Raw genomic sequence first — 14,909 nt, 5'->3', positions numbered from 1 at the left:
TGTGGGGAATATCAACAATTGAAAGTGCGGTAGACGTTATTCCAAAAAAGCATACCATGACGCGCCTTCATAGGGAAGGAGGGGTCTTTATAGGTAATAAATGTAAAAATTAAACAAATAAAGAAATAAAAGGATGTTGATCGCGAAAAAAAAGTAGTTTTTCAATCATTTCAATGTGAAAAGAGGTTCGTAGGAATGAAAAAACGCTTCAAGTCGCTTAGCTTTTTGTTGACGATGATGTTGAGCTTACAAATGTGTCTGCCAGCGGCTGGGGTATTTGCGGCCCAAGATAAGGACGTGTATTTCAAGGATTACAATGATGGTAACATCGCTGGATGGAAAGCTGCGAAAGGTACGACTACTTTTACGGCAGATCAAGGTGCAGTAAAGGCAGTAACACAAGGGGCCGTTATTTTAGCCGATCAAGAATCACCTTCAGTTGCTAATGCTGAATATGAGGTGAAATTGAAATTTAGTCAAGCAGCAACACGTTTTGGACTCATCTACCGTTTCGTTGATGAGAAAAACTACAACGTTATTCAGTATGATGCAGGTAGCTGGGGCTGGGATGCCATGAAGAATGGTGCTGAAACCTATGGAGGTATTGCAGCTCCTGCGTTTACCTTTGCAGCGGGCCAACAATATACCTTTAAATTGCGGTATGAGAAAGACACCGTGAATTTGTCGATTGATGGCAACAATATTCTTACAACAAGCCTTCCTAGCTTATCTACTGCACCAGGTAAGATTGGACTTCGTAGCTGGTATGATAATAAGACTATTTTGATTGACGATGTGAAGGTGACACCCATTGTATCGACTGATCCTGTACCAAAGCCAATTGAGCTTACAGAAACACTCAGATCGGATGCATTGGTGGTTGAAGTTGATAAGGAATTCCCGCGGGTGAAGAAGTACATATGGTCAGGCAACGGCGCGGAAATGAACGGTCAGGTAAACGGATTTAATGAAATTAAAATAAACGGGAAGTCGTATTTCCCTGTGGCATCTGATTTTAGTAAGAAAGCAGCTGATGCTACTCACGGGGAGACGGCATCCTACACCCTTCAACTTCCAGAAATTAAAGTGAACGTTAAAGTTGCCTTAGAACTAAAGGATAACGTCCTTCACTTTAATGTAACGGATATTGAAGAGAATGGATCAGAGAAGGTCAAGAGAATTGAATTCCCTAATCATGATCTTGTCTCTGTGCTGGGAACAGAACCTAAAGCACAGGAGACAGCCGCTTGGATTACAGGTGAGTGGAATATTGTGAAGGAAGAATTCAGCGACCTCAAAGCTGATGCAGCGGATGTAAGTGGAAGTCGAACATATGCATTTCTAAACAACGATAAACTGGCAGCCAGTGTTATTACCAATGTTGTAGATGGCTTTGATAAGGTACGTGTTAATGTGGCGAAGGATACGGCTCTGAATGCCAAGAAGGCGACACTTTCTGGTGGGGCATGGACTTATCGGGGAAGCACAGTCCTTGATCCAGAACCTTTGCCTTGGGCTAAAATTGTATTGACACCAGATGCAAACAATGACGGCATCGTTGATTGGCAGGATGGAGCAATAGCATACCGTGAACATGCTGATGCACCATATCAAAGTGAACTGATTCGTGACAATATTTCATACATCAGTATGAATATTGGTTCAACTACAACTTCTCCGTTTTTGCGAGCTTTTGATAATGCGAAGAAAATCTCGAATCTCACAGACGGATTTGGTCAACTGATTCTGTTCAAAGGTTACCAAGCTGAAGGACACGATGATTCTCATCCAGACTACGGTGGCCATATTGGTATTCGTCAAGGTGGAGCTGAAGATTTTAACTATGTTTTAAGTGAAGGGAAAAAATACAATATTCGCGGTGGTGTGCATATTAACGCGACGGAATATATGCAGGATGCTTTTGAGTTCAAGATGGAAAACATGAATCAACCGCTAAGTAAAGGATGGGGCTGGCTGGATCAATCGTACTACGTGAACAAAACGAAGGATGTGGAATCTGGCGAGTTAAAGCGTCGTCTCGATATGCTGAAAAGCGATACCGGCGATAATCTTTCCTTTGTTTATGTGGATGTGTACACTGGTGCTGATTATAACGCGAAAAAGCTTGCAGAGTATATTAACGGAAACGGCTGGATGCTTGGTACTGAGTTTGCTGGTCCACTTTACGAGCAGTCGACATGGGTTCACTGGGGAACAGATCCCGGATATCCGAACCAAGGTAATGATAGTAAAATCATTCGTTTTATCCGTAATGAGACACTTGATGGTTTCTTAACAACTCCATTGCTTAAAGGAAATAAACAGGTAGGCGTAGGTTACTGGCAGAACAGTGCACCATTCTACAGTTACCAATCAACAAGCGCTGCATTTTTTAATCACAATCTACCAACGAAGTATATGCAGTATTTCCCGATCATCAAGATGACCGATAATCGCATCGACTTTGAGAAGAATGTTGTCGTTGAACGTAAGCAGGATGGCAAGATCCATTTAAGCAAGGATGGAAATGACATTGCGATCATGACAGACAGCAGCAACATCAGTGACAGTACCGTATTTATTCCATGGGATCCAAAAACGGAAAATAAAATCTATCACTGGAATCCTGCTGGTGGTAAGTCCACATGGACGCTTCCTGCATCATGGAATGGTGTAAAGACAGCTCAGTTGTACAAACTCACAGACCTAGGTCGTAAACATGTTGGAAGTGTTGAAGTTACGGATGGAAAAGTAACACTGACAGCAGAAAAAGGCATTGGTTATGCCCTTTACAAGACGACGGCTCAAGAAGAGCCAGAAATGGTATGGGGTGAAGGAAGTCCGGCGAAAGACATGGGATTTGATAGTCAAGAATTCGGCTACTGGAAGAAATCTTCTACAGCTGAGAGCACAGATCACATTAATTTCGTGAAGAACAGTAATGCAGATGACCAACTTCAAGTAAAAGGTCCTGGAGATGCGCATATTGAGCAGACACTTACAGGTCTCACACCGGGTAAGACGTATTCTGCATCGGTATGGGTCAAGGTGGATGGTAAGCGTAAGGTAGAAGTTGGTGTAAAGCAAGGAAACGATGAAGTGACTAATATGCTTGATAACACAGAGCATAAGTACTTATCTGGACAGCACAAATACGTGGGAGCAAGTTTCCAACGGATCAAGGTTTCGTTTGATGCCACAAGTGAAACTGCGAATCTCTTCTTTAATGTAGAAGATGGAAATGCAGCAGTAACCTTTGATGATGTTAAGATCTGGGAAAATCCAACCAAGACTGAAGCAGGTAATTCCGTGTTGTTCGAGGATTTCGAGAATGTGGATGAGGGTTGGGGGCCATTCGTTTATTCTAAATCGGGTCCAGTACGTACCCATTTGGTTGAAAAAGGCGGCAATCAGTTCATGACTTATGTTCTGGATGGCAAATGGTCGCTGAAAACGAATGAAGAAGGAACAGGCGAATGGCTACGTACGCTTCCGCACACGCTTCGAATGAAAGAGGATAATCGTTACCATCTGACGATGGAGTATCAATCTGACGAGACTGACATGTATACGGTGGCTGTTCGAGTGAATGAGAATGGTGTCGTTCGTGACTTGGTTTCTGAGAATTTGAAAGAAGGACGTCATACACTGGATCTGTCTTTTGCGACGGAGAATGCTAAAGACGCTTATCTAGCGATAATCAAAAACAAAGTGAACAACCAGAAGGAATTAACGGGTACACTTGTCGTCGATAACATTCGAGTTGATGATAAGGGTGCAATCGTTCCAGAAGAAGGTGTTCTGGTCACGAAAGTAACGATTACGCAGAAACAGATTGATCTTAATAAGGGACAGTCAGCATCCATTACTGCACGTGTAGAACCGGTTAATGCATTTGATCGTACATTGCAATGGAGTTCTGACAAACCTGACGTGGTATCCGTAGACCAAACGGGTAAAGTGACAGCTCATCAAACGGGCACGGCCATTATTACCGCAGCGACGAAAGACGGTAGTAAGTTAAGTGCAAGTGCAACCGTGAATGTATATGCACCGAACGCGTTAATCCCACAGTCTCAGATGTCTGCAACAGCAAGTAGCTTCCAGCCTGGTGATGAACCAAGCAACGCGCTTGATGGAGATGAAGCAACATTATGGCACACCAAATGGAGCCCGGCTCACTTACCAGAGTCTATTACTCTAGATCTAGGTGGTAAATATAACATCAATCAAATGAATTACAAACCTAGAGCAGGGGCTTCCAACGGTACAATAACAGGCTACAATTTGTACACAAGTGTTGATGGAACGAACTTCACAAAAATCGCAAATGGCTCATTGGCACGCGATGAGAAGACCAAAACCGTTCGTTTCGCAGCTGTAGAAGCGACGCATCTGAGACTGGAAGCTGTAGAGGGTGTAGGTAATTTTGCATCTGCAGCGGAGCTGAATGTGTTTAAGGTCGTGGATGAGTCAGAACAAATTAAAGTAACGAATGTGACAATCGACAAAGAACAACTTGAGATCAAAGTAGGGAACTCAGGAGAATTAAATGCTGTAATTCAGCCTGAAAATGCAACGAATAAAAAAGTTAGCTGGAGCAGCAGTGACGAATCCGTTGCTACCGTAGAACAGATAGACGGTCATGCTGTTGTTAAAGGTATTAAGGTTGGCGAAGCGGTCATTACCGTAACGACTGAGGACGGTGGATTCACCGCGACAAGTCGAGTTATTGTCAAGGAAGCAGACGGTGAATTGCAAGCTGCGTCCACATTAACTGCTCCAGCTAAAGTTCAAGCAGGAGAAGTATTCCGAGTTCAGTACGGACTCCAGAATCTGAGTGATACGATATTTGCACAGGACATTAACGTGGAGTATGACCCGAGCATTATGGAGTATGTCGATGCGCGTTCGTTAATCACTGGAGTTAGTATTATCGATTCAATCAACAGCACACCAGGCAAACTTCGCTTCATTGTAGCTAGTGAAGGTGCAACCAACGGAATTAAGAATAGTGCCGAAGTATTGGAATTGACATTCAAAGCCAAAGATCTAGATCAAACAACGAACGGTACAATTGCGGTTAAGAACGCACTCGTGTCGGATGATCAAGGTAAGGAAATTCCGGTTTCTAATTCTTCAGTCATTGTTGAGATTGCTAAGAAGGGTACGACTACGGATGGCGATATTAACGGTGATGGAAAAGTAACGATTGGTGATCTGGCGATGATTGCAGCACAGTATGGTAAGACGACAGCAAGCCCAGATTGGGAGAAAGCGAAAAAAGCAGATATTAATGGCGACGGCAAGATCGGATTGGAAGATCTGGTTATTGTAGCCCGTAAAATTGTAGAGTAATCAGCTTCAAGGCCAGGTACATGTGTGAGTAATAAAACATGATGTACCTGGCTTTTTTAAAGTGTACGAATAATTAAAAATCTGGGGGAAAAAGGATGAAGAGATGGGCTTATGCCTTTACCGTGTTTTGTCTGCTGCTATATTCCATTCCATTTCAAACCGCAGCCGCTTCAGAATCAGAAAATGCTAAACCAAAAGTAATACCTAGCTTGCAGGAGTGGACTGGTGGGAGCGGTTCTTTTAAGCTAACACCGAATTCCAAAATTGTGATACCTACTAGTGTTTGTTCATGCAAGCTCCCTGCTGCGGCAGAGGCCTTTCAGGAGGATCTGAAAGAAGTAACAGGCTTTGATCTTCCGATTGTTCTTTCGAAATCCGCTTCCAAAGGCGACTTCCTGCTAACGATTGATAAGACGGCAGATGAGTCAATTGGTAAGGAAGGCTATTTCTTTGAAGTTGGAGATTACGTAAAAATCCATGCAAACACCGAGACTGGTGTGTTCTATGGAACTAGAACAGCCCTTCAAATTTTGGAGCAGGACCCTGAGAAGTCCAGCATTGTAAAAGGGGTAGCTAAAGACTTTCCTAAGTATGGTGAGCGTGGCTTTATGCTCGATGTAGGGCGTAAATTCTTTACGATTGATTTCCTGAAGGATTACGCAAAATTCATGTCCTATTACAAAATGAATGATTTTCAGCTTCATCTGAATGATAACGAAATCTTTAAAGACAATAGCCGTGAACATTGGAACAAATACACAGCTTTCCGCTTAGAAAGTACCAAGTACCCAGAATTAGCGGCAAAGGATGGACACTATACGAAACAGGATATGCGTGATTTACAGGATATCGCAAAAATCAGAGGGCTTAATATAACCCCTGAGATCGATACGCCTAGTCATGCACTTTCGTTTACCAAGATCAGACCAGATCTTGTAAAAGAGAATTTACCTGTTGATCATCTTGATATTACTCGTCCAGAAACGATCGATTTTATCAAGGATGTATGGGACGAATATCTAGATGGGAATTGGTTTGATTCGGAAACTTTTCATTTTGGTGGAGATGAGTTTGCTCCGAATGATCCATCCACATTTGAGGATTATCGACAATTCCTGAACACGATGAATGAACATTTTAAGAGTAAGGGGAAAAAAGCAAGAATGTGGGGCAGTTTATCTGCATTCCCTGGATCGACAGCAGTAGATAAGGATATTGCAGTAAACGCTTGGAATAACGGATGGCAAGATCCGGTCAAATCCGTGAAAGACGGCTTTAAAATCATTAATACGGTGGATGGTCTGTTGTACATCGTGCCGAAGGCTGGATATTACTATGATTATCTGAATTCCGAGTGGCTGTATAACAACTGGGACCCTACACACTTCGGAGGTAATGTTCGGCTTCAGGAAGGTGAACCGAATCTGCTTGGCGGTATGTTCGGTGCATGGAACGATATGATGGGCAAAAAAGTGAGTGAAGCCGATGCTCACGACCGCATAAAGCAGGCTATGCCTGTTCTGGCTGAAAAGATGTGGAGAGGAAAATCCACAGACGGCACGTATGCCGAGTTCAAACAATTATTCGCAAAATTAGGAGAAGGGCCAGGAACTAATCTTTTGCAGGAAGTTGAATCTGCTTCTGATGTCGTTGTGCATTATCCGTTTGAGGATGCAGCGGAGACAACTGGTGATCAGTCGGGCAATGCTTACGATGGAACAAAGAGTAATGGCACTACTTATGTTGATGAAGGTAAAACAGGGAAAGCGGTGAGATTCGGAAGCGTTACGGATCACATCGAGACACCTCTGAAGGTTAAAGGTCTTCCGTGGACTGTCTCAGCTTGGGTTAAGCTCGATGAGCAACAGGCTGATGAGATGATATTGATGGAATCCGCTTATGGAGCTCTTAAACTGAAGCAAAAAGGCACCCCGAATGCAGGGTTTAGCCGTGAAGGTTACGATTTCAGCTTTAAAACTGCGATTCCGGTCGGGCGCTGGGTACATGTTGCGTTCAAAGGAGATTTAAGCGGAACTTCTCTATTCATTGATGGGGAGCTAAAAGGCTCCGTTTCAGAAACAACATATCTTCATACAGCGGTTGTAGGCAGCAAGTCGAAATCATTTAAGGGGCTGCTCGATGAGTTTAAGGTCTTCAATCGCACCCTTTCAGGGAAAGAAATTGCGGAGGAGGCAGGATCACCTGATTGGACGATTAACTTAGCTGCACATAAAACGGCAGTAGCATCTTCGGTAGAGGTGCCTCAATTCCCAGCTAATCTTGTAGTGGATGAAATTGATTCAGGTGCTTCTCGTTGGTCGTCTAAATATACAGACAACGAGTGGATCTATGTTGATCTTGGCGAGAGTAAGGACATAAGCAAAGTTATCTTCAAATGGGAAAGCGCTTATGCCAAAGGCTACAAAGTTCAAGTATCAGATAATGCAGAAAACTGGCGAGATGTTTATTCCACCAACGCTGGAGTCGGGGGAGTAGAAATCATTAAATTCCCAACCGAAAAAGCTAGATACGTTCGAATGCTAGGTACGAAGCGTGCTGGAACGTATGGTTACTCCATGTATGAGTTTGAAGTCTACGCACCTAATCCAGATGATCCAGTAGAAGTTCCAGAGCCGGTGAGATACACATCTAACTTTGAGAATAATTCACTGGATGGCTGGGAGCATGTCATTGGTAAGGGTGTCGGAAAGATGGAACTTGTAGAGGCACCTGACAAAGCAGGTGAACATGCTGTTAAATTCACGTCTAATGGTGTGAACAATCTGTTTGTCGATAGCCAGTCTCCTATGATTGGTGATGGAGAAATTGAGTTTAAGGTTACTCCACAGACAGATGCGATTCGATCGGGAGTTCTGTTCCGCTATATCAATAATAACGCTTGGGCATCTGTAGGCTTTGATCAAGGTGCTTGGTACTGGGTTAACGCTCAAGATACCTATGGCTTATTGTCAAATGCACAAGGTGCGAAATTGAAAAAGGGCGAAACAGCGACCGTGAAAGTGAAGTTTGAAGGGAAGCATGTGACGTTGATCGTCAATGGCACCACTTATTACGAAGGTGCTATTGCACAATTGCCGACAGAAGCGGGGAAAATGGGCGCGAGAGTATTCGGTCCTTCAGTCACCGTGTTTGATGACTTTGTGTACAGCAATAACGTTCCTGAGGTGGCGGTAACCGGTATCGAGCTAGATAAAGCGGAGATTTCGCTGAAACCAGGAGAAACCGCAGCGCTGACCGCTTCACTACAACCAGCAAATGCTACGAATAAACAAGTGAATTGGTCCAGCAGTGATGAGGCTGTAGCTACGGTTCAAGCTAAAGACGGGAAAGCTATCATTACAGCTATTAAAGCAGGTACAGCTGATATTACCGCTACAACCGTATCTGGTGGGCATAAAGCAGTGAGCAAGCTAACGGTGGTTTCAGATGTTCCAGGGGAGGCTGCAACTCGTTTAACTGCACCGCAGACTGTTCAAACTGGACAGAATTTTGACGTAAGGTTAGCTCTTAGCCAGGTTTCTGATGCTGTGTATGCACAGGATGTCATCATTGAATACGATTCCTCCCTAATGGATTTTGTATCCGCTAAATCGTTAGTGGACGGCGTTGATATTCTAGAGTCGAAGAGTACGGAAGGTAGCGTACGTTTGATTTTGGCTAGCCAAGGTTCTGGAAAAGAAATTAAAGGAAATGTCGATCTTGTTGATATTACCTTTAAAGCTAAGGATCTGACAGAACCTAAAACAGGACAGATTGCTGTAAAGCAAGCAATGCTTGGTGACGGTGAAGGACAGGAAACCAGTGCACTCCCTTCTACTGTACAAGTGGAGTTTACAACAACAACGAATCCTGAACCTTCCACAGATCTGAATGGTGATGGCAAAGTCAGCATCGGTGATCTTGCAATAGTTGCTGCTAACTATGGCAAAACTTCTTCAGACCCAGATTGGAATACAGCGAAACGTGCAGACATCAACGGTGACGGCAAGATCGATCTGACGGATCTGGTGCTTATAGCAAAAGATATCGTCATTGAATAAAGGTTGTATTAACTAACAAAAAAATGAAGTGGACGGTGAATAAGAATATGAAATTAAGGCGAGCTATGCTGTGCTTATTACTCATATCTATGATTTCCTCCAGTTTTTCCGGATTAAAAGTGAATGCAGCCGTCTCAGCAGATTATCCAGAATGGAATAACAACCCTGAAATTTTTCAAGTTAACCGGGAAGCTCCACATGCTTCATTTATCCCCTATGGTGATGTCAATTCCGCGCTGAAAGGCGCGGATATGATATCGGCTATGCTAGAGAACCCTTCACCATACTATCAATCCTTAAATGGACAATGGAAATTTAATATGGCGAAGAACCCTACTTCAAGACCCGTCGATTTTTACAAAGATAATTTTGATACAAGTACATGGGATGAGATTAAAGTCCCTGGAGATTGGCAGCTGCAAGGCTATGACTTTCCGATTTATACGAACGTAACCTATCCTTTCTGGGGAAATGGTAATAGCACGAATGTTCAACCACCATTTGCACCAACAGAATATAATCCTGTCGGCTCTTATCAGCGTACATTCACAATTCCTAGCGATTGGGATGGTAGACAGGTATTTCTTTCCTTTCAAGGAGTAGAAAGTGCATTTTATGTATGGGTAAATGGTCAGAAAGTCGGTTACAGCGAAGATAGCTTCACAGCCAAGGACTTTAATATTACCCCTTATTTGAAAACTGGCGAAAACAAGCTATCCGTTGAAGTTTATCGATGGTCAGACGGCAGCTGGCTAGAGGATCAAGATTTCCTCCGTCTTAGCGGAATTATTAGAGATGTATTCCTTTATAGCACTCCATCGGTGCAGATCCGGGATTTTACCGTAGTCACCGATTTGGATGCTCAGTATAAAGATGCTTCCCTGAATGTAAAGGTAGATGTTCGTAATTTAGTCGATTCAGCACCAGGTAGTCATACCGTTGAAGCTATGCTGTATGATGCGAACGATCAACCGGTGTTTCAAGCTCCAATTACGATGGATGCCAAAGTGACCGGAAAGTCTGAGATCGAAGTCAGTGGATCGAAACAAGTAACGAATCCATTGAAGTGGTCAGCGGAATCTCCGAATCTTTATACACTTGTCTTCAGTCTGAAAGACGCAAGTGGGCGTGTAATCGAAGCTGCTGGAACAAAAGTCGGTTTCCGTGAGTTTGAAGTTGAGGTTGCGGACGATGGAAGTGGTAAGCAGCAAATGAAGCTGAATGGTAAGCCAATTTTGCTAAAAGGTGTTAACCGTCATGAAACAAGTCCGGATACAGGACGAACGCTGGATCTAGACCTCATGATTAAAGATATTGAATTGATGAAACAGTTTAACGTGAATTCCGTACGTACATCTCACTATCCGAATCATCCGTTCTGGTATGACCTTGCTAACCGTTATGGCATTTATGTTTTAAATGAAGTGAACCTGGAGACGCATGGGGTTTGGAACTCAGTTCCAACGAATAAACCAGAATGGACAGAGAATGTCAAAGATCGATCTGCAAGTCTGGTAGAGCGCGATAAGAATCATCCATCTGTTCTCATCTGGTCACTTGGGAATGAATCTGGATCGGGATCTAACTTTATCGTACAGTCGGAATACATTCGTAGTCTGGATCCGACTCGGCCAATTCACTATGAAGGATATAACGATGTGAGAGTAACGGATATGGTGAGCCATATGTATTCGTCCGTTACAACTGTAGAGACCTATGCTAAGAGCAGTGACCCTCGTCCTTATATCTTGTGTGAATATGCTCACGCTATGGGTAACAGCGTAGGTAATCTGCAAGAATATTGGGATGTAATCCGTAAGTACCCGAACTTGCAAGGTGGACATATTTGGGATTGGGTAGATCAGGCCGTGCGTGTAAAAACACCATCTGAACGAACCTACTTAACGGATGCTAATCAGAGTTTTGAAGCGAATTATACAGGAGTTGTTGCTTCTAATGATGGGGATGTAACGGGTGTATTGAAGCCGAACAACAACGCGGCTCCATCGGTGACGTTGCCGAATGATTCAAAGTATAACCTTACAGGACCTTTAACAGTAGAAGCATGGGTTAAGCCACTTGCCAATATTGCAAATAGTCCTATTATTGCCAAAGGTGATACGCAGTTTGCGCTGAAGATGAACGGGAATAACAAGCTGGAATTCTTTGTTTACCGAAGCGGTGTATGGACATCCGTTTCTGCAGATTTGCCTACCAACTGGCTTAATAATTGGCATCATGTAGCTGGTTCTTACAATGGTACGGATCTGAAACTTTATGTGGATGGAAAGATCGCTGCAACGAAAGCATTTACAGGAAATATTGCTGCTAGTTCGTATCCTCTGACAATTGGTAAAGACGCTCAATTAGGCAGAACTTCAAACATGATGTTCGATAAAGTTCGTGTCTATAACAAGGGACTAACTTTAGATGAGCTGAACAACAATGCACGCACACCAGATAGTAATACCGTGCTATGGATGGACTTTAATCCGGCGGATGCCAAATCAGAGCCGCTCGAATCCACCGAGTACCTCGCATATGGTGGAGACTTTGGAGATTCCCCGAACGATGGTAATTTCATGTCGAATGGTTTGATTACCGCTGACCGAATTGTTCAGCCTGAACTGTGGGAAGTAAAGCAGGTATATCAAGACATTCAAGTAAAGGCAGTTGACTTAACTACAGGCAAAATTGAACTGAAAAACGAGTTTTTGTTCACGAATCTTAATGAGTATGAAGCGACATGGGAAGTGAAAGCTGACAATCAGGTGATTGAGCAAGGAGTCATCGATGCTGCAGTCCTGGATACGTCTGGTCTTGCTACTAAACAAATTACGCTTCCTTACAAGATGCCTACAGCGAAGCCGGGTGTAGAGTACTGGATTAATATCAGCTTCAAATTAAAACAAGACGAATTATGGGCGAAGAAGGGGCATGAAATTGCGAAGCAGCAATTCAAATTGCCTGTGAATGAAGAGAGCGCGCCTGCACTTGATCTATCCAAAATGCCTGACTTGACAGTGGATGAGAATGATCAACGCGTTACTGCATCAGCAGAAGACATGGAAATTGTATTTAATAAATCAACAGGTACGCTTGAATCCTTCCGTTATGACGGAACAGAACTGATTAAAAACGGACCGGTTCCGAACTTCTGGAGAGCTCCAATCGACAACGATAAGGGAAATGGCCACCCTTCAAGAGTGGCAACCTGGAAGAATGCCGGTAAGAATAGAACTGTGAACAAGGTTCAAGTTACAAAAATTGGTGAGAAGACGGTAAGAATTGATGTGGATGAAACGCTACCTACATCCACCGTATCTTCATACAAAACTTCATTTACGATTTTTGGAAATGGTGATGTTAAGGTATCTAGTGAGCTTAAGCCAGGATCATCAAGCCTGCCAGAAATTCCTGAAGTAGGGAATATGATGACCATTCCTGGACAGTTCGAACAAATGACATGGTATGGACGCGGTCCAATCGAGAACTATCAGGATCGTAATTCAGGCGCAGATGTTGGACTGTATAGTGGAACAGTTAAAGATCAGTTCTTCCCTTATATTGAACCTTCAGAGATGGGGAATAAGACGGACGTTCGTTGGGTTGCACTGACAAATAATGATGGTTCAGGGCTTATGGCTATTGGTAGCCCAACGATTGAGGCAAATGCACTGCATCATACACCAGAGGATCTGGATGGACCTAGACATCCACATGAAGTGCCATATCGTGAAGATATAACACTCAGGTTGAATTATAAGCAGATGGGTGTCGGAGGAGACAACAGCTGGGGAGCCAAACCTCATGCTCCGTATATGATCTTAGCGAATAAGACTTACAACTACAGTTATACCCTTAGACCAATTCCATCGAATACAACAGATCTCATGAGCTTAAGTAAAGGTGTCTCAACAGTTCATCTGGTTGGAGCGATTAAAGTAGATGGAAAACCTTTAACGGGATTTGATCCAGAAAAGTCTAGTTATACCTACAATGTACTTCGTGGCACTACGAAAGTACCGGTCGTTACAGCAGTAGCTGCAGGTGCAAGTGTCATTATTGATATTAAACCTGCTAAGGATTTGACGGGAACAACTATAGTTACGGCTACGTCTGCTGATGGGAAGACAACGCAAACGTATGAAATTAAGTTTAATGTGGTGGATTACTATCTTAGTGATATGGACTGGAAAAGTGCAACCACAGGTTGGATGACCGTACAAAAGGATAAGAGTGTGGAAGGTAACCCGATCCGTTTAAGAGGGGCTACAGGAGCAGTAACTTATGAGAAGGGTATTGGTACACACGCTAATTCGGAAGTGATCTATGATTTAACGGGGCAAAACTTTAAAACATTCCAGGCTATCGTTGGCGTTGACCAAGAAATTAGTAGTACTGCTGCAGGGAAGAACACTGTTGTGTTCCAGGTATTCCTGGACGGTGAGAAAGCTTTTGATAGTGGATTAATGCGGGCAGCTACTCAAGCAAAAGAGCTTAGTGTAGATGTTACGGGTGTGAAGGAACTCAAACTTGTAGTGAACGACAACGGCGATGGCAACTCCGAAGATCATGGTGATTGGGCGGATGCCAAGTTGATCAAAGGTGAAGTTCAAGAACCAGATTCTCATCTTTCAGGCCCAGAGGAAGTTACAGCTGGGAAGACTTTTGACCTGATCTACAGCATGGGTAAGACACCACAGGAAGCTTTTGCACAAGACTTGACTTTCACTTACGATCCTAGTCAGCTCGAGTATATATCGGCTGAAGCAGCAGACAAGGATACGATGATTGTCAATGAATTACAATCTTCTGGTCAAGTTCGCATTATTCTTGCGAATCCGAACGGCAGTCAAGCCAAAGGAGATACATTAAAACTTCGTTTCAGTGCAAGTGCAGCTGAAAAAGAGGAAACGGCAACGATTACGCTTGCTAAACTTCAGATTGCTAATAGTCTTGGTGAGGAGAAAGAGTTATCTGGCGGTTCACACCAGATACGGATCAAGAAAGGTGAAACTGTTAATAAAGAAGCACTGATCAGTCTCATTACCAATGCTCAGACTAAACTGGATGCAGCGGTAGAAGGAACTGAGGAAGGTCAGTATCCAGTTGGTTCTAAAGCAGTACTTCAGGCTGCGATTCTTAAAGCCCAAAGTGTAGCTGATAACAGTGGTGCTGAACAATCCGAAGTAGATCAATCGATTCTTGAACTGACGAATGCACTCAACACATTCCTAGAATCTGTTATTAAACCTTCCGGAGAGATCGGTGATCTGAACGGGGATGGTAAATTCTCGATCGGTGACTTGTCCATTGCTGCGGCAGCTTACGGAAAAACATCAGCAGATTCCGATTGGAACAAGTTCAAGAAGGCTGATGTGAACAAAGACGGTAAGGTAGACATTAGCGACCTTGCATTTATCGCACAAAAAATACTGCAATAGAACATGTAAGTTAACAGATTGAATTAGAGCGGTAAGACTTGGA

Annotated in this window: 3 protein-coding genes; all 3 read left to right on the top strand. The window is 43.3% G+C overall.

Features of this window, described 5'->3' with window-relative positions:
• Positions 1 to 195 precede the first annotated feature (195 nt).
• The 3 genes from AC3WJJ_RS08615 (at position 196) to AC3WJJ_RS08605 (ending at position 14,866) form a co-directional block, all read left to right on the top strand.
• On the top strand, positions 196 to 5,358 hold the full coding sequence (locus AC3WJJ_RS08615; protein ID WP_492539772.1) for an endo-alpha-N-acetylgalactosaminidase family protein: 5,163 nt from the start codon (positions 196 to 198) through the stop codon (positions 5,356 to 5,358).
• Between the two features lie 95 nt (positions 5,359 to 5,453).
• Positions 5,454 to 9,419: a family 20 glycosylhydrolase gene (locus tag AC3WJJ_RS08610; protein WP_492539770.1), complete on the top strand. Its 3,966-nt coding sequence runs from the start codon at positions 5,454 to 5,456 to the stop codon at positions 9,417 to 9,419.
• Between the two features lie 35 nt (positions 9,420 to 9,454).
• Positions 9,455 to 14,866, top strand: coding sequence for a glycoside hydrolase family 2 TIM barrel-domain containing protein (locus AC3WJJ_RS08605; protein ID WP_492539768.1), 5,412 nt, complete (start codon positions 9,455 to 9,457; stop codon positions 14,864 to 14,866).
• Positions 14,867 to 14,909 lie beyond the last annotated feature (43 nt).

This window comes from Paenibacillus sp. FW507-14B1B (assembly GCF_058781425.1).
The sequence above is the reverse complement of the archived record's forward strand: the minus strand, read 5'-3'. Positions and strand labels throughout refer to the sequence as shown.

Excerpts from the sequence above, each read along its gene's own strand:
- AC3WJJ_RS08615 (WP_492539772.1), top strand. The coding sequence starts at position 196 with ATGAAAAAACGCTTCAAGTCGCTTAGCTTTTTGTTGACGATGATGTTG.
- AC3WJJ_RS08610 (WP_492539770.1), top strand. The coding sequence starts at position 5,454 with ATGAAGAGATGGGCTTATGCCTTTACCGTGTTTTGTCTGCTGCTATAT.